This is a genomic window from Duganella sp. S19_KUP01_CR8 (genome assembly GCF_036688705.1).
Lineage (GTDB): Bacteria > Pseudomonadota > Gammaproteobacteria > Burkholderiales > Burkholderiaceae_D > Rugamonas.
This window is the reverse complement of sequence record NZ_JAQQPR010000029.1, coordinates 75,518-94,058: the sequence shown is the minus strand read 5'-3', so window position 1 is coordinate 94,058 and position 18,541 is coordinate 75,518. Positions and strand designations below refer to the sequence as shown.

Sequence of the window (18,541 nt, the reverse complement as noted above, 5' to 3'; positions counted from 1 at the left end):
GCGGCCGCCCCTCCACGCTGGAGGCTGGCCTGGACCAGCGCCGTCAGCGCGGCCAGCGCAAACACCAGCAGCGTGAAATTGCTCACCAGTTGGTCCCGGATTTCGTCCCAGGACGGCAGCCATCGACCTTCGAATACCCATGCCGCCAGCAGGCACGACGCCAGTATCAGCGTCAGCGCCAGTCCGGCGGCGTGGATCAGCAAATGGCGGACGCGATCCGGACCGTGCAGCGGGTAACGCTCAAGCAGCGTCTGCACCGCCGAGGTGACCGTTGTGCCCAGCAAGGCGGCCACCAGGATGCGGATCGCTTCATGCGGCAGGCTGAGGATCTGGCCGGCCTGGAAGGCGCGCTGGATGTTGCCGGGTTCAAGCACCAGCAGGAAGGCCAGCCAGTACAGCAGCACCCAGGCATGCGGACGCAGCCAGGCGGACCAGCGCGGAGTCGCAGTCGCAGGGGCGGGATGGGCGGAGATCGTCATGCGATTGATTCTAGCAGCGTTCACGTCGTCGGCGGAAATGGGATAAGCCGTGCGGAAAAGTGACCAGCCGGTCTGGCCAGGGCGGCACCGGCGGGCCACACTGGCCGCTGACAAATCGCCTGGGAGCGGACATGGGAAAGACGGTATGCAGATGGTGGTTGGCGTTGCTGTTGTCGGGTTGGGTGCTGGCGGCGCAGGCGGCGCCAGTGATGACCGCGGACGGCGCGGTGGCGGGGCGGCGGCAAGACGGCGTGGATGTGTATCGCGGCATTCCGTTCGCGTTGCCGCCAGTGGGCGAGTGGCGCTGGCGCCCGCCGCAGCCGGCGCTTGCGTGGCAGGGCGTGCGCGACGCCAGCAAGTTTGCCCCGGCGTGCATGCAGCATGGTGTGTCGATGCCCGGCGAGACGCCGCCGGCCGTCAGCGAGGATTGCCTGTACCTCAATCTGTGGGCGCCGCCGCGCCGCGCCGGCCAGCGCTTGCCGGTGATCGTCTGGATCCATGGCGGCGGCTATGCCAATGGCTCGGCGGCGATGCCGTTGTATCACGGCGATCGGCTGGCCCGCAAAGGCGTGCTGGTGGTCACGATCGCCTACCGCCTCGGTGCGTTGGGATTCCTGGCCCACCCGGCGCTGAGCGCCGAATCGCCTCATCGTTCGTCGGGCAACTATGGCTTGATGGACCAGATTGCGGCGCTGGAATGGGTGCGGCGTAACATCGCGGCCTTCGGCGGCGACCCGGGCCGCGTGACCATCGCAGGACAGTCGGCCGGCGCCATGGCCGTCAGCGCGCTGCTGGCGTCGCCGCGCGCGCGGGGCCTGTTCCAGCGCGCCATCGCGCAGAGCGGCGGCATCTTCGAGCCCTTGCAGCTGGCGCCCGGCTACCTGCTGGCAAACGCTGAACGTGACGGCGCCAGCTACATGAATTCGCTCGGCGCCACGACCCTTGATGCGATGCGCCTGCTGCCGGCCGGCCGCCTGATTGGCGGCGGCGCGGGCGTTGTCACCCACCCGGTCATCGAACCGGATGTGCTGCCCATGTCGCCGTACGAGGCCTATGTGCAGGGCCGTTACCAGGACGTGCCTTTGCTGCTGGGCTCGAACGCCGAGGAGGCGCGGGCGCTGGTCGATGTGACGGCGGTGCGCGCCGACCGGTTCGAGGCCGACATCACCGCCAGTGTCGGCGCCTTGCCGCAGGCGCTGCCGGCCGCCTATCCGCACGCCACCGACGCCGAGGCGCGCGAGGGCCGTCTGGGGCTTGAGCGCGACCTGCGTTTTGGCTGGGACATGTGGGCATGGGCGCGCTTGGCGCAGGCGGGGCGCAGCCCGGTGTACTACTACAGCTTTGCGCAGCGGCCGCCGTTTCCGGCCGCTTCGGTCCATGCCGGCTGGGGCGCCAGCCATTACGCCGAGCTTTGGTATATGTTCGACCATCTGGGGCAGGCGCCATGGGCATGGGCACGCGCCGACCGCAAACTGGCGGCGGCGATGTCGCGCTACTGGGTTAATTTTGCCGCCACGGGCGATCCGAACGGCAGCGGCGTGCCGCACTGGCCGGCATTTCGCGGCGCCGCCGGACAGGTCCAGTTGCTGGGCGATCCGATCGGCCCCGGCCCGGTGCCGGCGATCAATCATCTGAAGGTGTTCGACGCCGTGTATTCCGGACTGCGCGGCAAGGAGTTTGGATTGCCTTGACGGAGGAGGGCGCCAAAAAACCGCTTGCAATCGGTCAAGGTGAGGACTACACTTTGTTTGTACCGATCGGTACAAACAACTTGAAAAGGTAATCCCATGGCACGTCCACCTCTCCCTCCGTTCACCCGTGAAACCGCGATCCAGAAGGTCCGCCTGGCCGAAGACGGCTGGAACACCCGCAATCCGGAAAAGGTCTCGCTGGCCTACACCGAGGACTGCCGCTGGCGCAACCGCGCCGAATTCGTCACCGGCCGCGCCGCCATCGTCGGCCTGCTGTCGCGCAAATGGACGCGCGAGCTCGAATACCGGCTGATCAAGGAATTGTGGGCATTTGACGGCAACCGCATTGCAGTTCGCTTCGCCTACGAATACCATGACGATTCCGGCCAGTGGTATCGCGCCTATGGCAACGAGAACTGGGAATTCGCCGAGGACGGCTTGATGCGTCACCGCCTGGCCAGCATCAACGAAGCGCCGATCGCGGCGGCCGACCGCAAGTTCCATTGGGACCTGAACGGCCCGCGTCCGGCCGACCATGCGGGCTTGAGCGAGTTCGGATTTTGAATGTTTTAAGAAAGTAGCTATGGCAAGAACGATGGTCGAACGCGGCGACGTGATCCCGCTGCTGGCGGAAGTGTTTCGGACTTACGGATTCGAAGGCGCGAGCCTGTCCCGGATTTCCGAAGGCACCAAGCTGGGCAAGGGGAGCATGTATAACTTTTTCCCCGGCGGTAAAGACGAGATGGCGGATGTCGTGCTGGCCGAGATCGACGGCTGGTTCCGCGATCAGGTGTTCCAGCCGCTGCGCAGCGCCGACGATGCGGCGCAGGGGATAGAGCAGATGTTCGTCGCGGTCGGCCGTTACTTCGAGTCGGGCCGCAAGGTGTGCCTGGTGGGCGTGTTCGCGCTGGGCCATGAGCGCGACCGTTTCACAGTCAAGGTGCAGGGCTACTTTGCCGAGTGGGTGGCGGCGCTGGCCGATGCGCTGGAGCGCGCCGGCCACGACGCCGACAGCGCGCAGGCGCTGGCCGAAGACACGGTCGGTGGCATCCAGGGCGCGCTGGTGTTGGCGCGCGCGGCCGCCGAGCCGGAGCTGTTCATGCGCACGCTGGAGCGCTTGCACCGGCGCCTGGCCCCGGCCTGACCGCGTCCCGCGCCGCCATCAAAGCAGGCCGATATCGCGCCCTTTGGCGCCGAAAATAGTTTCGACCTGTGCGGCATTGAGGCCGTACATACGCGACAGCAGGCCGCCGAACATCGCGCGGTATTCGTTGAGCACCGGGTAGTCACGGTTCTGGAACAGCGTGGCCTGCTCCAGCCTTATCTGCTCGCCGCGCACCTTGCCGCCCTGGACGCCGCCGCCCAGCACCCAGTAGGCGGTGCCGTGTCCGTGGTCGGTGCCGCGGTTGCCGTTCTCGCGGAAGGTGCGGCCGAATTCACTGACGACGATCACCACCGTGTCCTTCCAGTCCGGCCCCATCTCCTGCGCGAAACCGGCCAGGCCGCGACCCAGTTCGTCCAGCCGTCCGGCCAGGTAGCCGGTGGCGCCGCCCTGGCCGACGTGGGTGTCCCAGCCGCCGACGTCGACGAAGCCGATGTTGTATTTGTCCTTCATCAGCTTGGCGATGCGGCGCGCTTCCAGTTCGAAGCCCTTGGCGGTGATGGCGTTGCGGTTGGCCGCGTCCATCTCGCCGATCATTTCCTTCATCACGTCCTCGCGCACCGCGAAGCCGTCTCGCACCTGCTGCGACAGGGCGGTGCCGTCGTACATGGCGGAGATCAGCCTGGCCTGGCGGGCGTCGACCGAGGGCTTGGCGATGGAGCGCAGCGCCATGTTAGGCAACTGCACGCCGCCCTGCATGATCAGCGGCAGCTGGTCGGTGAAGGAGATGGCGCTGGCCTTGTCGGCGGTGAGCGTCTGCGCCAGCCGGTTCAGGAAGCCGGAGCGATAGTCGCGCGTGCGGTCCAGCGCCTGACCGAGTTCGATGCTGTCCTGGGTTTCGAAGTGGCTGCGCGAGATGTCCTCGGTGCCGGCGAACGGCACGAACGCCGCCTGGCCGGCCGTGAACAGCGGGTAGATGCTGTCGCGCAGGGCGGGGTGCAGGCCCCAGTCGCTGTCGACGGGGAGCGCGGAATTGAGGTCCGCGCCGGGCTTTGGTATCGCGATGTTGGGCCGCACCTGGTAGTAGTACTGGCTGGAGATCGGCACCAGCAGGCTGGTGGCGTCATAGCCGCCGCGCATGAAGACGAACAGCAGCCGGGTCTTGGTGGACGGCGCTGCCCACAGGTTGCCGGCCATCGCGGGCAACGCCAATGCGGACAGGGATTTGAGCAGGGTGCGGCGTTTCATCGTGCGATTCCTTAGCGGTGCATCAGTTCCGGGGACGACAGCAGGAAAGTGTTCCACTCCTGCGGCGAGACCGCCTGCTCCAGCACCTGGCGGGTGGCGGGGGCGATGGTTTTTTGCAGCGACTGGTAGTACAGCGCGTTGGCCAGTTGCGGGAAGGCGGCGCGTTCCTGCGCCTGTGGGCCTTCGGTCTTGAACAGGCCCGCGCTGCCGGAGCCGATCGCTTTGGCGATCTCGAAACGGGTGGTCATCTGGCCCGGACTGGCCCAGCCGGATTGCGTGAGCTGGTAGCCGTCCGGCGTCTGGCGGCCGTACAGCGGTTCGGCCATGCGCGTGAGCCAGTACAGCATCGGCCCGGTGTTGAGGACCACCTTGTCGTCGTAGGCCAGGCGCACGGCGGACACCACGTAGTGGGCCGGGTCCTTGAATTTGCGGCCAAGCGACTGTGCGAATTCGGCCGACGTGAACATGGTGCGCAGCACGGCGGCGATGTCGCCGTCGGTGGACAGGAAGGTGGCCGACATCCGCTCCACCAACGCCGGCGGCGCTTCGTCGGCGACGAAGTAGAGCGCCAGCTTGCGGCTGATGAAGTGCGCGGTGGCCGGGTGGCGGCTCAGGCGGTCCAGCGCTTCGTCCACTTCGGCCAGGCCGCGTCCCTTCACTGCTTGGCCGAGGAATTCCTTGTTGCCGTAGTCGTGGCGGTTCGGGTTAAATTCAAACAGCCCTTGCCGCGCATACTGCGCTTGCAGTTCCTTCTTCACGTTCGGCGCGGTGGCGCCGAGGTTGACGCCGACGCCGGTCAGGATGCGCGCCAGTTCCTGCACGTCGCGCTGGCTGTAGCCACCGTCCACGCCCAGCGTGTGCAGCTCCATCAGCTCGCGCGCGTAGTTTTCGTTGATGCGGCCGACGGCGTTCTGTTCGTTGTCCAGGTAGCGGATCATGGCCGGATGGCGCAGCGTGGCCCCCAGCAGCTCGCGGAACTTGCCCAGCGCGTGGGCGCGCACCGCCGTGTCTTCGTAGTCGCCGACCAGCACGCGCAGGTTGCTCTTGCCCTGGTGGACGTTGAAGTGGTTCATCCAGAACCACGTCATCTGCTCCTGCAGCTGGTTGGGCGAGTACAGGTCGCGCAGCAGCGAGCGCGTGGCCGCCTCCCTGGCGATGCGGTTCAGCTCCTGCTGGTAGGCCTGCTGCGCGGCTTTCTTCTGGTCGTCGTTGGCGATCTTGTCGGCGTCCTTGCGCTGCTGGTCCAGGTCCTGGTTCAGCTGCACCAGAGGCTTTTGGGTGATCGTCATGGCGTCGATCTGCGCCTGCGCGGCGGCCGGCAGCCGCGCGGCGGCGGGATGCAGCTGCTGCTCCAGCCAGGTGTCGTAGCCGAGTTTTTCGGCCTGCTGGTAGGTGCTCAGGTTGACGCCCCAGCTGACGCGGTTCAGCGCTCCGCTCAACTGCTCGGGCTTGACGGCGGATGGACCGCCGCCGTTGCCGGTGCCGGTGGCGGCGCAGCCGGCCAGCAGCAGGGCGCCGCAAGCGGCCAGGGGCAGCGATAAATTCGTAAAAAATGTTGTCATAAATGATAAGCCCATTTAGCATGAGTTTTTTTACTCACATCGGATGCGTACTTATGAATCGAATTCAGTTGCTGGTCCTGTTGGCGCTGGCCTGCGGCGCCAGCTGCCAGGCGGCGGTCACGCTGCAAGTCACGTCGTCCGTGCATCACGAGCCATTGAAGAACGTGACCAAGTCGCCGGCCGATAGCAAGTCCACACTGTACGTCACCCTGGCCGACGACTACATCCTGACCAAATCGGACCGTGCGACGACGATATACGATTTCAAGAACCGGCGGCGCGTGGTAATGGATGGCGCGAGCAAAACCTATGTCGACTACTCGCTGTTCGACACCGCCGGATTCCGGGTCTTCGAAATGCGCAACCGCATCGGCATGAACGCCATGCTGGCCAAGCTCAATACCGAGTTAAAGCCTTTCCGCAAGGTGGACCTTGAACAGGAGCTGTCGCTGGCCGAGGACAGCGCCACCGTCATCGACGCCTCCACCAGCGGCGATGCGCTGACATTCTCCAGCGAGGGCAGCCCGCTGGCCACATGGAGCAAGCATGGCGCCAAGGCCAGCGCGTACGATGTGGCGCACTTCGCACAGCTGCTGCGCTACACGCAGTCGGTCCATCCGCAGGTGCTGGCCAAATTGGCCGAAGGCGGCGTGATTCCCGACAGCCTGACCTTCACCGTCAGCACGACCATGGCCGTCAGCACGGTTAATGTCAGCGTGGAGCAGGTGAAGAGCGCGACGCCGCCGGCCTATACGCTGCAAGGCTACACGCGCCGCCAGGCCGCGCCGGCGCAAGGCGCGATCAATGCGCTGATGGACCGCATGGCGGCGCAGACGCCGGAACAACTGGCCGCCCTGCGCGCCGCGCATCCCTGCGACACCGAGGCCGATTACCGCGCCGACCAGCTGCTCGATACGATGCTCGGCCGGGTCGAATGCACGCTGTCCACCGGCGCGAGCATGCTGCCCTTTACGCCGCCGCAGCTGGAGCAGATGCGCGCCAGCACTCCGGTCAGCCTGACCTTCAGCGCCACCAGCGTCACCAAGAAGGAGGAGTTCGCGGCGGCCGTGTCGACCCTGTCCGGATTGCGCAACCAGGCGCCGCGCAAGGCCTATATCCTGAAGCTCTTCGAAGCCAACAACCGCGCCAGGCTGGGGCAGTACCAGGAATCGGACCATCTGTTCGCCGAGGTGCTGGAGGCCAATCCGGTGCTGGGCGGCGCATGGAAAGACCTGGGCGACCTGATGATCATGCGTTTCGATACGCCGAGCGCGTGGCGTAGTTGGGACATCGGCCGCCGCATCGCGCCGACGCTGCCGAATTTCGCCTTCGTCAACCAGCTGGAAAGTGAAATCGCCAAGCGCCATCCCGAGTATTTGGTATATTGAGGCAAACAACAACCAGCCGAGCATCATCATGCCCACCATCGATCCGCGCGTCGACGCCTACATCGCCAAGTCCGCCGAATTTGCGCAGCCCATCCTCAAGCACCTGCGCGCTGTCGTGCACGAGGCCTGCCCCGACGTCGAAGAGACGATGAAGTGGAGCTTCCCGCACTTTATGTACAAGGGCATGATGTGCGGGATGTCGGCCTTCAAGGCCCACTGCGCGCTGGGTTTCTGGAAGGGCGAGCTGCTGATGGCCGATGAGGCCAACCGCGAGGCGATGGGGCAGTTCGGCCGCATCGAAACGGTCAAGGACCTGCCGTCCAAGAAAATCCTGACCGGCTACATCAAGAAGGCGATGAAGCTGAACGACGACGGCATCGCCGCGCCGGCCCGCGCCAAGCCCGCCGAACCACGGCCGCTGGTCATTCCCGACGATTTCACCGAAGCGCTGCGCGCGGTGCCGGCGGCGCAGCAGCACTTCGAAGCCTTCAGTCCAAGCAAGAAGCGCGATTACGCGGAATGGATCGCCGAGGCCAAGACCGAGGCCACCCGCACGCGCCGGCGCGAGCAGGCGGTCGAGTGGATCGCCGAGGGCAAGGCCCGCAACTGGAAGTACGAGAAGTGCTGAACCGGTGCTGAACCGATACGCTTAACGGGCCAGCAGCGCCGGCTTGCGGCCGCCGCGCGCCAGCACCGGCCGCGCGGCCGGATCCGCATGCAGCTTGAACACCTGCACCGCCGCGGTCAGGTGTTCGGCCTGTTGTTGCAGGCTGCCCGCAGCCGCAGCCGCCTGTTCCACCAGCGCCGCGTTCTGCTGCGTGACCGCGTCCATCTGCGACACCGCCTGGTTGATCTGTTCTATGCCCTCCGTCTGTTCGCGGCTGGCGGAGCTGATCTCGCCCATGATGTCGCTGACGCGCCGCACGCTGTCGACGATTTCCGTCATCGTGGTGCCGGCTTCGCCCACCAGGCGGTTGCCGATGGTGACCTGGCCGACCGAGTTGTCGATCAGGGTCTTGATTTCCTTGGCGGCGCTGGCTGAACGCTGCGCCAGGTTGCGCACCTCGCTGGCGACCACCGCGAAGCCGCGTCCCTGTTCGCCGGCGCGCGCCGCTTCGACCGCCGCATTCAATGCCAGGATATTGGTCTGGAAGGCGATGCCGTCGATGACGGCGATGATGTCGACGATCTTGCGCGACGAGTCGTGGATTGAATTCATGGTGTCGACCACCTGCGACACCACGTCGCCACCCTTGGCCGCGACGCTGGTGGCGGTGGCCGCCAGCTGGTTGGCCTGGCGCGCGTTGTCGGCGTTGTGCTTGACGGTGGAAGTCAGCTCCTCCATCGAGCTGGCCGTCTCTTCGAGCGAGCTGGCCTGCTGCTCGGTGCGCGCCGACAGGTCCAGGTTGCCGGTGGCGATCTCGCCGCAGGCGGTGGCGATTTCGTCGGTGCTGTGCCGCACCTGGCCGACGATCTTCAGCAGGTTGTCGTTCATATTGCGCAGGGCCAGCATCAGCTGTCCGGTCTCGTCGGTCGACTCGACTTCGATCGACGATGTCAGGTCGCCCTTGGCCACCTGCTGCGCCACGTCCAGCGCGGTGCGCAGCGGCCGCGAGATGATGCGCGCAACCCACATCGCCAGCGCCATGCCGCCCACGATGGCGGCGGCCAGCAGCCCGATGGTCCACATGCGCGCGTTGGCAAACACCTTGGCCGCCGTCAGGCCCGACTGATCCGCGCCTGCCAGATTGATCTTGACCAGTTGATCGATCACGGTGAGTGCGTCGCCAAGCTGCCGGGCCGAGTCGCCGGACAGCAGCGCCTTGGCGTCGTCGGCCTTATCCGGCCCTGCCGCCAGCAGGCTCATGAGTTTTTCGTGCGAGGCCAGATAGCCGGTCATCGATTTGACCATTTCCGCGTGCAGGCGCTTCTCTTCGGGCTCGGATACTTGCGCCGCGTAGGTGGCCGCATCCTTGCTTAGCGAGGCGAGAGCGGCCGCCATGCGGGTATTGATGTTGGTGCGCGCCGGCCCGTCGCTGTAAAGAAAGGATGACAGTTCCCAGCGGCGCACTGTGAGCAGGTCGGACTGGACCATCATGACCGTGCGCACGCTGGGCAGCCAGTTGGTGTACAGGTCCAGCGTGGAGCCGTTGATGGTCCCCATGTTGGCGATGGAAATAAGACCGTTGGCCAGCATCAGGCCCAGCACGACCATGAAGGAGGTGACCAGTTTGGTGGCGATTTTCAGATCGTAGAACCATTTCATGATGTTTTCCTTTGACGGGCAAAAGAACATGCGCGATACGGGAGACGAACCGTGGAAATCAGTATAAGCCTGATTTTTTGTCGCCTAGTATCAAATTGAAATGTGTGGAAGAGGCGCTACAGGAGGGATAATGCGGCGTTCAGCGGGGTTTGGGCTGTACGCAATATGCATTAGAGGGCGCCGGATACCGCATGCCGGCGCCTGGCATGGCAAGATCAGCTGGGCTGCTCAATGCATCGACGCGGTCGACAGATCCTTCAATTCCCGTATGCTGATATCTGACTTTTCATGCATACGCAGCAAGATGGTAGCCCCGACGGCCAATTTCCGGTGTCGGATCTTGCTGATGATGGGAGGCTGCACCTCTAAAACTCGGCAAAGTTCTGCGTCGTTTTTCAGGTTCATCTTTTCGATCAAAGTGTCAAGAAGCTTGTTCGGCACGAAACTGGAAGGTTCCAGTGCCCGAGCGCGGTTCATGGCTTCGATCAGTTCCAGCTTTTTTTGCCGTACGTTCATGATTTGCTCCTCCTTTGCTCAAAACGTGAAAAAAATTACGTTTCCCGGCAAGGCCAGCGTCCACACTTTTTTGGTCTGAATGTGGTACGCAACTCAACATTCTTGATAACCATGCAAGTTAATTTCAATAATACTACGCGGAGATCAGAATGGGAGGGTTTGATAAAAAAATTATCTTGTTTATTGCTTAAACGAGTTGACGATTGTTGTTTCTTGTATGCCTGATTTTGAAAGTTGTAGGGTTTTGTCTGTCATCTGGGCCGCCGCCTGCGAATGCGTGACCATGATCGCGCACGCGCCGGTGGCTTTAATTTCCCGCCGGAGCAAGGTCAGGATGCTGTGGGCGGTATCCGGATCGAGATTACCGGTCGGTTCGTCGGCCAGCACCAGGGCCGGGCGGTGCACCAGCGCGCGGGCGATCGCCACCCGCTGCATTTCGCCGCCGGACAGTTGATGGGGGAAGTCGTCGCCGCGGCCACCGAGGCCCACGGCCTCCAGCATTTCCGCCGCGCGCTCGGTCGGCAGGCCGTTCAGCAGCAGCGGCAGGGCGACGTTTTGCAGCAGCGTCAGGTGCGGCAGCACGTGGAAGGCCTGGAAGATGAAGCCCATGCGCGCGCGCCGCAGCCTGGTGGCGGCGTCGTCGTCCAGGCCGGACATCGGCACGCCGTCGACGATGATGGGCGAGTCGCCCGGCACGGCGTCCGGGGTGTCGAGGCCGGCGATCAGGTTGAGCAGCGTCGATTTGCCGACACCGGAGTCGCCCATGATGGAGACGAATTCGCCGGCCTTGAAGTTCCAGGACAGGTTGGACAGCACCGGACGGCCGCTGGCATAGGACTTGGACAGGTTGCGCAGTTCGAGCATGGAGTTTTTATAGAGGTTAGCGGGTGAGGACGCGGCGTAGCGCAAAGCTGATGCCGTCGACCAGCGCGACCAGCAGCAGCATGGCGACGATGACGGTGGCGGCTTGCTGCATCTGGAACAGCGACAGGTGGTACTTGAGCATCTGCCCCAGGCCGCCGGCGCCGACCACGCCGAGGATGGCGGCGGCGCGAATGTTGTTCTCCCAGCGGTACAGCGTGTAGGACAGCATCTGCGGCAGCGTTTGCGGCAGCGTGGCGTAGAAGAAGGCTGCGCCGGCGGAAGCGCCGTTGGTGCGCAGGCTTTGCTCCGGCAGCGGCGCGGCGTTTTCCAGCGAATCGGCGAACAGGCGTCCCAGCACGCCGGCGGTGTGCGCGGCCAGCGCCAGCGTACCGCCAAACGGCCCCAGGCCGCAGGCGATCAGCAGGATCGAGGCCCACACCAGCTCGGGGATGGAGCGCAGCACGTTGAGCAGGGCGCGCATCAGCGCGCGCGCCGGACGGCCGAAGCGGCCGGACGCGGACAGCGAGAACGCCAGGCCGGCCAGCACCGCCAGCAGCGTGCCGAGCGCCGACATGGCCATGGTCTCGATGGCGGCCCAGCCGGTCTTGACCAGGAAGGGCGTGGACAGGTCGGGCGGCGCGAAGCCGGCCAGCAGCTCCAGCGTGCTGTTGACCGCTTCCAGCGTGAAGAATTCGCGCCACTTCAAGGGCAGCGAGGCGAAACTGGCGACCACCAGCACCGCCACCATCGCCAGCATGGCCAGCACGGTCCAGTCGCGGCGCGGCGGCTTGGGCATCATGGGATGGTTCATCCGAGGCGCCTCCGCAGGATCTTGGAGAACTGGTCGGCCAGCGCCACCAGCAGCACGAACACCAGCAGCATCGACGACACTTCGGCGCCGGCCAGCATCTTCATCGATTCGTCCATGCGCTGACCGAGGCCGCCGGCGCCGACAAAGCCCATCACCACCGAGCCGCGGATCGCGCACTCCCAGCGGTAGACGGTATAGGACATCAGTTCCGACGCCGCTTCCGGCAGCGCGCCGTACAGCAGCGCGGCCAGCCGCCCGCTGCCGTTGACCAGCAGCGTGTCGCTGGCGTGGGCGTCGGACGATTCGAGGATCTCGGCGTAGACCTTGCCCAGCATGCCGCAGTAGGTGAGGGCGATGGCCAGCACGCCGGCGGTCGGCCCGAGGCCGATGATGCGCACGAACAGCAGCGCCCATACCAGCTCCGGCACGCTGCGCAGCAGCACCAGCGTCCAGCGCACCGTTTGCCGCACGATCCTGGCCAGCGGCCGCATGCGGCCGGTGCCCAGGCGCGAGATCGACAGCTGCTCGCTGATGATCAACGCGGCGGGGATGGCGCCCAGCAGCGCCAGCGCCAGGCCGGAGGTGGCGATGGCGATGGTCAGCCAGGTCTGCTCCAGCAGCATGGTGAGGAATTCGGCGTTGTGGGCGGGCACCAGGAAGTCCGCCAGGAAGCGGCCGGTGGAGCTGAGGCTCTGCCAGTCGAACAGCGTCCAAGGCTTGAATTCGGTGACCACCAGCGTCGGCCACAGGATCAGCAGGCAGACGGCGGTGGCGACGACGCGGCCGCGCCAGGCCGGATCTGGATGGGCAGTCAATGTCGCCATTACAGACAGGCGCCGACGCCGAGCTTGACGGCCATGGCCTCGTCCAGCGGCCGCGGGCTGGCGGCGGGCTGCTCGCCCTGGTACAGCGCGGCGATCATGTCAGGAGTGACCTGGGCGCGCGGCAGGTCGAATTCGATACGGCCGTCGCGCAGGGCGACGATGCGGGGGAAGTGGCTCAGCGCCAGGTCGACCTGGTGCAGGCTGCAAATCAGCGTGGCGTTGCGCGCTTTGGCTTCATCGCGCAGCGTGGTGAGCGTCAGCTCGGACAGCACCGGGTCGAGCGCGGACAGCGGCTCGTCCACCAGCAGCGCCTTGGCCGGCGACAGCAGCAGGCGCGCCAGGCCGCAGCGTTGGCGTTCGCCGCCGGACAGGCGGTCGACGCGGGAATATAGTTTGTCGCCCAGGTTGAAGCGCGACAGCGCCTGCCACGCCGCTTCCGGGTCGGCCGGCTTGACCAGCGATACCAAGGCGCGCCACAAGCTCCATTGCGGCAGGCGCGCGGCCAGCACCGCCGTCACCACGCGCTGGCGCGGCGGCAGCGGCGGCGTCTGCGGCGCCAGGAACAGCTGCGCGCGCAGGCGGTGGCGTTCGGCGTGGCCCAGCGCCCACGGATCGACGCCGAAGGCCTGGAAGCTGCCTTCAGCCGGCTGGTGGGCGCAGGCCAGCGTCGCCAGCAAGGTGGTCTTGCCGGCGCCGGATGGGCCGATCAGGGCCAGTTGCTCGCCCTGTTGTATCGTCAACGAGATCGCATGCAGTGCGGCCGCCCGCGATGCGCCGAGATGGCGCACCGTCAGGTTCTGCAGGTGGTAAGTGGACATCGATTACTTCTTCAGCAGGCCCGCGTTCTGTGCCGCGGCTTCGATCGCGGTGTAGTTCTCGGCCTTGGTCGGGATGAACTTGGAGGCGCGCTGCAGGTCCATGATGACCTTGTCCTGCGGGTTCTTCGGATCCAGCGCCAGGAAGGCGTCGGTCAGTTTTTTCTTCAGGTCGGCGTTCATGTCGGTACGCACGCTCCAGTTGTAGTCATAGTAGCCTGGCGTGGTGTAGAACACGCGGACCACGGCCGGATCGACCTTCTTCTCGGCGATCAGTTTTTCCCAGACCGAGATGTTCAGCGCGCCGGCATCGACCTTGCCGCCTGCGACAGCGGCAACGGTGGCGTCATGCGCGCCGGAGAAGGCGATGCGTTTCAGGTCGGTGTCCGGGTTGATCTTGGCGGCCAGCAGGAAGGAGCGCGGCATCAGGTGGCCCGAGGTCGACGACTCGGAGCCGAAGCTCAGCGTGTGGCCCTTCAGGTCTTCCAGCTTGTTGATGTCCTTGTTGGTGGTGATGAAGACCGAGCGGAACTTCTCGTCCTCGGCGCGCTGCACCAGCGGCGTGATCTGGTTCTTGCTGCGGTCCTTGGCTTGCACGAAGGTGAAGCCGCCGAACCAGACCATGTCGACCTTCTTGTTGATCAGCGCTTCAACCGAAGCGGCGTAGTCGGTCACCGGCGTAAATTCAACCTTCATGCCGATCTTCTTCTCCAGGTATTCGCCCAGCGGCTTGAACTTGCGCTGCAATTCGGTCGGCGCTTCGTCCGGGATGGCGGACACGCGGAACACGTGGTCGGCCGACTGGGCCTGGGAGTGGGCTGCTGCCAGCATCAGGCCGGCGGCAAACAGGGATTTGATCGTGCGCATGGCGGAGAAAGTCATGGTCGTGTGCCTTTTTTGTAAGATTTGTACTTCTGTTGCGACGAATGTGAAGGACCGCACAGTTTTGTGAGCCCGGCGCTGCAAAATGGATATTCGGCTATCATAACAAAAATGTTATCCGCAAATGGGATGACCTCCTTTAAAGGCAGAGCTTCTATGCAGATGTCCCGCTCCTCGGCGATCCGTGTTGTTTCGCCCGACGCAAGCAACACGCCAGCGCCGCCGCAGCGGCAAGCTGCGCACGGCAGTGCCGGGGTGGTCGCCGAGATCAGCGCCGGCCTGCTGGCCGCCAGGCCGCATATTTCGCCCAAATACCTGTACGACGGCCTCGGCTCCAAGCTGTTCGAGGCCATCTGCGAGCTGCCCGAATATTATCCGACCCGCACCGAGGCCGGCATCTTCGCCGGGCACGGCGCCGACATGGCGGCCGTGATCGGCACCGGCGCCACGCTGATCGACCTGGGCGCGGGCAATTGCGCCAAGGCCGCCAGCCTGTTCCCGCTGCTGCAACCGGCGCAGTATGTGCCGGTCGATATCTCGCGTGATTTCCTGACCGAGGCGGTCAGCCGCCTGCAGCAGCGCTTCCCCGATATCGAGATGACGGCGTTGGGGCTGGACTTCTCCCACGGCTTCGAGCTGCCGGACAGCGTGCGGCCAGGCCGCAGGCTGTTCTTCTATCCCGGTTCGTCGATCGGCAATTTCTCGCCGGAGCAGGCGGTCGACTTCCTGCGCGGCCTGCGCGCCAACGCGGGCGCGGACGGCGGCCTGTTGATCGGCGTAGACCTGATCAAGGACAGCGCCGTGCTGGACGCGGCCTACGACGATGGGCTGGGCGTGACTGCGGCCTTCAACCTGAACATGCTGCGCCATCTGAACCACCTGATCGGCGCCGACTTCGATGTCGCCCAATGGCAGCACCGCGCCTTCTTCAACGAGGCCGACAGCCGCATCGAAATGCACCTGGAAGCGCGCGCCGCGCTGACCGTGCGCTGGGCCGATGGCGAACGCCATTTTGCGCGCGGCGAGCGTGTCCACACCGAGGACAGCTACAAGTACACGCGGCAGTCCTTCGTCAACCTGCTGGAACGCGCCGGCTTCGCCACGGCCCAGGTCTGGACCGATCCGTCGAACTGGTTCGCCGTCATCCACGCCAGGGTTATCCCTGCCTGAAAGCCGATCACGCCTATGGACATGCGCCCGCCGCAGCAAGACCTCCACGCCCGCTATGACAAGGTGCGCCGCCGTTCGCTGGCGCTGGCCGAGCCGCTGACCGACGAGGACTGCGGCGCGCAATCGATGCCGGACGCCAGTCCGATCAAGTGGCATCTGGCGCACACCACGTGGTTCTTCGAGACCTTCATCCTTGAACGCATGGAGGCAGGCTTTGCGCCGTTCCATCCGGCGTTCCGGGTGCTGTTCAACTCCTACTACAACGGCATCGGCGAGAAGCATCCGCGCGCGCAGCGCGGCCTGCTGACGCGGCCGGCGATGGCGCAGGTGCGTGCCTATCGGGCCGACGTCGACGCCCGCGTGGCCCGCCTGCTGGCCAGCGATCTCGATGCGGAACAGCGCGCGCAGCTGGCGATGCTGGTCACGCTGGGTCTGGAGCACGAGCAGCAGCACCAGGAGCTGATGCTCACCGACGTCAAGCACCTGCTGGCGCAAAGCGCGCTGCTGCCGGAGTATATGGACGTGCCGCTGGCGCGGGCCAAGGCCGCGCCGGCGATGGCCTGGCTGCCGTTCGCGGGTGGCCTGACGGACATCGGCCATCACGGCAGCGGGTTTTGCTTCGACAACGAGCTGCCGCGCCACAAGCAGTACGTGGCGCCGTTCGAGCTGGCGTCGCGCTTGGTGACGAATGGCGAGTATCTTGAGTTTGTCGCCGCCGGCGGCTACTTCAATGCGGCGTTGTGGCTGGCCGAGGGCTGGGATTGGGTGCGCAGCCAGAGCCTGAATAGTCCGATGTACTGGCAGCAGGACGAGCAGGGCCAGTGGCGGGAATTCACTCTGCATGGCGCGCAGCCGCTGGACCTGTCGTTGCCCGTGACGCATCTGTCGCTGTTTGAAGCGGATGCTTATGCCCATTGGGCCGGCGCCCGCCTGCCTACCGAGGCGGAATGGGAATTCGCCGCCGCGCAGGCGGAGGTGGAAACGGGTACGCTGCATCCTTCAGGCGCCGCTGATGACGACGGCCTGTTGCAAATGTTCGGCCACTGCTGGCAGTGGACCAGCAGCAGCTACGCCGCCTATCCCGGTTTCCAGAGCGCGCCCGGCGCGCTGGGCGAGTACAACGGCAAGTTCATGTTGAACCAGTACGTGCTGCGCGGCTCGTCCTGCGCCACGCCGGACGGCCATGCGCGCGCCAGCTACCGTAATTTCTTCCCTGCCGGCGCCCGCTGGCAGTTCACCGGCATCCGGCTGGCGCGCCTGGCTTCGTAAGCTTTACAGTGCCTTCATGAAGGCCGCCAGGTCGGCCGCCTCCCGCGCGGTGAAGCCGATGTTGAAACGCTTGTCGTAGAAAGTCACGATGTCTTCGATCGTGTGCACCGAGCCGTCGTGAAAGTAGGGCGAACGCGATTCGATGCCGCGCAGGCTGGGTACTTTGACCCGGCCGATATCCTTCCATTTACCCGTCAACATGGCCGCACCCGGATCGCTGGTGGCGACCGTCTCGCCGCTGACGTTGTTGCGCAGCGTGTAGAGCGGCATGTCCGCCGTGCGGCGCGCACCATCCGAGACGCCGGTGTTGAACATGCGGACCACCGAATGCGTGCCGGAATTGGGCGTGTCGTGGCAGCTGGCGCAGGAGCCGCGCTGCAAAGGGCGCCGCAGTTCGTCGTTGAAGCCGGCCACGCCGCTGATGTTGAACGGCTTGTTGTTGAAGATTTGTTCGCCACGCGCGATCGAGGCGCGCGCCAGGTTTTGCGGGCTTGGGGCTGCCGGCGGCGGCGGAGCGGGGCGGCCGCGTGCCGGTGGCGGTGGCGGCGGTGCAGGGCGGTCCAGGTTGCGCCAGGCGCCGAAGATCGCCATCAGGTTGCGGTTGAAGGGCGCGCCGGTCTGGTAGTCGCCGGATTCGAGGTCGTTGATGCCGAAGTAGAAGGCGTTCGCCGCCAGCCGCGCAGGGCCGCCGAGTGCTCCCGCGTCGGTCAGGCTGCCGGCGTCGATGGAGCTGACCTGGGTGGTGAACAGCGTTTTCTCGAAATCGACGATGGCGCGCTGCTCGGCGGCGGTCAGGTCCTGCGCCGCTTGCGCGTGGCCGCGCACCGCGCTGTTGGCCTGGTGTAGCAGGCTGGCGTCGAGGGTGGCGAAGCATTGGGCCGGGCGCACGTCCTTCAGGCACAGGGCAGAGGCGGGATCGCTGGCGGTTTCGCGGCTATCCCACATCACGCTGCTGTTGAATTTGAGGTTGGTGGTGGGCAGCGGGCGGCGGAACAGCGACAGCTCCTTGGCGCTGGCGTAGTTGTAGGGGTCTTCGGTTTTGACCAGCGAGAATTCGGCGCCGGCCGGCATCGGCAGGCCGACGCGGATCAGGCCTTTGGTCAGCAGCATGCTGTAGGCGACACGTTTCTGGTCCAGCGTGGCGGTGGCCGCCAGCGGTGAGACGGCGCCGTCCACCAGGCGGAACACCGGATCGGCGCCGTTGCTGTTGGCGAAGCGCGCTGCCAGCTTGTCCGGGCCTATGCTCCAGCCGTTGTCGGGCTGGTGGCAGGTGGCGCAGGAGCGGCCGTTGCCGAAGGGTTTGAAGAAGGGATTGGCGGTGTCCACCGCGCCCACGGTGCTGAAGGTGAGGGAGGCGCCTTCATCGTTCGGCACCGGCGCCAGTACGACGGGCGGAGGGGCCGCCTGCACTGCTGCCGCTTGCACGGCGACCGCCGCCAGCGTGGTGGCGGCGGGTGCGCCGCCTTGCAGCACGCGCGCGGTTGCGCTGGTCGTGGTGTCCGCCGTCGGATCGCTGCCGCCGCATGCGGCCAGCAGGGCTGCGGCGGCGATGGCCGGTGTCAGGTAAAGCGCGCGTTGATACATGGTGTTCTCCGTCTGGTGTGATGACGGTGCGAGATTGACGCCCAATTGTGTAGAAAAAATGAAGGCCGGC

18 protein-coding genes are annotated in these 18,541 nt (G+C 65.6%); 7 read left to right on the top strand and 11 right to left on the bottom strand.

Annotated elements, in window-relative coordinates; all coding sequences use genetic code 11:
• Window positions 1-479: hypothetical protein (locus tag V6M89_RS24705; RefSeq protein ID WP_332855685.1), on the bottom strand; the 479-nt coding region annotated here is incomplete at its 3' end.
• Window positions 480-610: 131 nt separating this feature from the next.
• Here V6M89_RS24705 and V6M89_RS24700 point away from each other — a divergent pair.
• From V6M89_RS24700 to V6M89_RS24690, 3 genes are all read left to right on the top strand, one after another.
• Window positions 611-2,170, top strand: a complete 1,560-nt coding sequence (locus V6M89_RS24700) for a carboxylesterase/lipase family protein (RefSeq protein WP_332855684.1) — start codon at window positions 611-613, stop codon at window positions 2,168-2,170.
• A 96-nt stretch (window positions 2,171-2,266) separates the two neighbouring features.
• Window positions 2,267-2,734 (top strand): nuclear transport factor 2 family protein, encoded by a 468-nt coding sequence (locus tag V6M89_RS24695; protein ID WP_332855683.1) that lies wholly within the window; start codon window positions 2,267-2,269, stop codon window positions 2,732-2,734.
• Between the two features lie 19 nt (window positions 2,735-2,753).
• A complete protein-coding gene (locus V6M89_RS24690) occupies window positions 2,754-3,314 on the top strand; it encodes a TetR/AcrR family transcriptional regulator (RefSeq protein WP_332855682.1) in 561 nt (186 codons plus the stop codon).
• Between the two features lie 18 nt (window positions 3,315-3,332).
• On the opposite strand, the gene V6M89_RS24685 is transcribed toward V6M89_RS24690, so the two are convergent.
• The gene (locus V6M89_RS24685; protein ID WP_332855681.1) at window positions 3,333-4,520 is read right to left on the bottom strand and encodes a DUF1501 domain-containing protein; all 1,188 of its coding nucleotides are present in this window, start codon (window positions 4,518-4,520) and stop codon (window positions 3,333-3,335) included.
• Window positions 4,521-4,531: 11 nt separating this feature from the next.
• Window positions 4,532-6,082 carry a DUF1800 domain-containing protein gene (locus V6M89_RS24680; RefSeq protein ID WP_332855680.1) on the bottom strand — a complete coding sequence of 517 codons (1,551 nt, stop codon included), beginning with the start codon at window positions 6,080-6,082 and terminating at the stop codon, window positions 4,532-4,534.
• Between the two features lie 53 nt (window positions 6,083-6,135).
• Between V6M89_RS24680 and V6M89_RS24675 the strand changes: the two genes are divergently transcribed.
• Window positions 6,136-7,470 (top strand): hypothetical protein, encoded by a 1,335-nt coding sequence (locus tag V6M89_RS24675; RefSeq protein ID WP_332855679.1) that lies wholly within the window; start codon window positions 6,136-6,138, stop codon window positions 7,468-7,470.
• 28 nt (window positions 7,471-7,498) lie between these two features.
• Window positions 7,499-8,098, top strand: a complete 600-nt coding sequence (locus tag V6M89_RS24670; RefSeq protein ID WP_332855678.1) for a YdeI/OmpD-associated family protein — start codon at window positions 7,499-7,501, stop codon at window positions 8,096-8,098.
• 21 nt (window positions 8,099-8,119) lie between these two features.
• Here the strand turns inward: V6M89_RS24670 and V6M89_RS24665 are convergent, their stop codons facing one another.
• The 7 genes from V6M89_RS24665 to V6M89_RS24635 form a co-directional block, all read right to left on the bottom strand.
• A complete protein-coding gene (locus tag V6M89_RS24665) occupies window positions 8,120-9,736 on the bottom strand; it encodes a methyl-accepting chemotaxis protein (protein WP_332855677.1) in 1,617 nt (538 codons plus the stop codon).
• Window positions 9,737-9,964: 228 nt separating this feature from the next.
• Window positions 9,965-10,252, bottom strand: coding sequence for a hypothetical protein (locus V6M89_RS24660; protein WP_008447145.1), 288 nt, complete (start codon window positions 10,250-10,252; stop codon window positions 9,965-9,967).
• 180 nt (window positions 10,253-10,432) lie between these two features.
• Window positions 10,433-11,116 (bottom strand): ABC transporter ATP-binding protein, encoded by a 684-nt coding sequence (locus tag V6M89_RS24655; RefSeq protein ID WP_332855676.1) that lies wholly within the window; start codon window positions 11,114-11,116, stop codon window positions 10,433-10,435.
• A 16-nt stretch (window positions 11,117-11,132) separates the two neighbouring features.
• Complete coding sequence (gene phnE, locus V6M89_RS24650) at window positions 11,133-11,927, bottom strand: phosphonate ABC transporter, permease protein PhnE (protein ID WP_332855675.1); 795 nt, start codon at window positions 11,925-11,927, stop codon at window positions 11,133-11,135.
• Window positions 11,924-12,751, bottom strand: a complete 828-nt coding sequence (locus tag V6M89_RS24645; RefSeq protein ID WP_332855674.1) for a PhnE/PtxC family ABC transporter permease — start codon at window positions 12,749-12,751, stop codon at window positions 11,924-11,926. Before V6M89_RS24645 ends, phnE begins: the two co-directional genes overlap by 4 nt.
• Entirely contained in the window at window positions 12,751-13,569 is an 819-nt protein-coding gene (locus tag V6M89_RS24640; RefSeq protein ID WP_332855673.1) for a phosphonate ABC transporter ATP-binding protein, read from the bottom strand. The genes V6M89_RS24645 and V6M89_RS24640 overlap by 1 nt, the downstream gene beginning before the upstream one ends.
• 3 nt (window positions 13,570-13,572) lie before the next feature.
• Window positions 13,573-14,448 carry a putative selenate ABC transporter substrate-binding protein gene (locus V6M89_RS24635; RefSeq protein WP_116989690.1) on the bottom strand — a complete coding sequence of 292 codons (876 nt, stop codon included), beginning with the start codon at window positions 14,446-14,448 and terminating at the stop codon, window positions 13,573-13,575.
• Between the two features lie 156 nt (window positions 14,449-14,604).
• Here V6M89_RS24635 and egtD point away from each other — a divergent pair, with 156 nt between their 5' ends.
• Entirely contained in the window at window positions 14,605-15,618 is a 1,014-nt protein-coding gene (egtD, locus tag V6M89_RS24630) for an L-histidine N(alpha)-methyltransferase (RefSeq protein ID WP_332855672.1), read from the top strand.
• A 15-nt stretch (window positions 15,619-15,633) separates the two neighbouring features.
• A complete protein-coding gene (gene egtB, locus V6M89_RS24625; RefSeq protein ID WP_332855671.1) occupies window positions 15,634-16,887 on the top strand; it encodes an ergothioneine biosynthesis protein EgtB in 1,254 nt (417 codons plus the stop codon).
• 3 nt (window positions 16,888-16,890) lie between these two features.
• Here egtB and V6M89_RS24620 read toward each other — a convergent pair whose 3' ends face one another.
• Window positions 16,891-18,471 (bottom strand): cytochrome C, encoded by a 1,581-nt coding sequence (locus V6M89_RS24620; protein ID WP_332855670.1) that lies wholly within the window; start codon window positions 18,469-18,471, stop codon window positions 16,891-16,893.
• Between the last annotated feature and the right edge of the window lie 70 nt (window positions 18,472-18,541).

Coding starts and splice junctions, on each gene's coding strand:
- V6M89_RS24700 (WP_332855684.1), top strand. CDS start 611: ATGGGAAAGACGGTATGCAGATGGTGGTTGGCGTTGCTGTTGTCGGGT.
- V6M89_RS24695 (WP_332855683.1), top strand. CDS start 2,267: ATGGCACGTCCACCTCTCCCTCCGTTCACCCGTGAAACCGCGATCCAG.
- V6M89_RS24690 (WP_332855682.1), top strand. CDS start 2,754: ATGGCAAGAACGATGGTCGAACGCGGCGACGTGATCCCGCTGCTGGCG.
- V6M89_RS24685 (WP_332855681.1), bottom strand. CDS start 4,520: ATGAAACGCCGCACCCTGCTCAAATCCCTGTCCGCATTGGCGTTGCCC.
- V6M89_RS24680 (WP_332855680.1), bottom strand. CDS start 6,082: ATGACAACATTTTTTACGAATTTATCGCTGCCCCTGGCCGCTTGCGGC.
- V6M89_RS24675 (WP_332855679.1), top strand. CDS start 6,136: ATGAATCGAATTCAGTTGCTGGTCCTGTTGGCGCTGGCCTGCGGCGCC.
- V6M89_RS24670 (WP_332855678.1), top strand. CDS start 7,499: ATGCCCACCATCGATCCGCGCGTCGACGCCTACATCGCCAAGTCCGCC.
- V6M89_RS24665 (WP_332855677.1), bottom strand. CDS start 9,736: ATGAAATGGTTCTACGATCTGAAAATCGCCACCAAACTGGTCACCTCC.
- V6M89_RS24660 (WP_008447145.1), bottom strand. CDS start 10,252: ATGAACGTACGGCAAAAAAAGCTGGAACTGATCGAAGCCATGAACCGC.
- V6M89_RS24655 (WP_332855676.1), bottom strand. CDS start 11,116: ATGCTCGAACTGCGCAACCTGTCCAAGTCCTATGCCAGCGGCCGTCCG.
- phnE (WP_332855675.1), bottom strand. CDS start 11,927: ATGAACCATCCCATGATGCCCAAGCCGCCGCGCCGCGACTGGACCGTG.
- V6M89_RS24645 (WP_332855674.1), bottom strand. CDS start 12,751: ATGGCGACATTGACTGCCCATCCAGATCCGGCCTGGCGCGGCCGCGTC.
- V6M89_RS24640 (WP_332855673.1), bottom strand. CDS start 13,569: ATGTCCACTTACCACCTGCAGAACCTGACGGTGCGCCATCTCGGCGCA.
- V6M89_RS24635 (WP_116989690.1), bottom strand. CDS start 14,448: ATGACTTTCTCCGCCATGCGCACGATCAAATCCCTGTTTGCCGCCGGC.
- egtD (WP_332855672.1), top strand. CDS start 14,605: ATGCAGATGTCCCGCTCCTCGGCGATCCGTGTTGTTTCGCCCGACGCA.
- egtB (WP_332855671.1), top strand. CDS start 15,634: ATGGACATGCGCCCGCCGCAGCAAGACCTCCACGCCCGCTATGACAAG.
- V6M89_RS24620 (WP_332855670.1), bottom strand. CDS start 18,471: ATGTATCAACGCGCGCTTTACCTGACACCGGCCATCGCCGCCGCAGCC.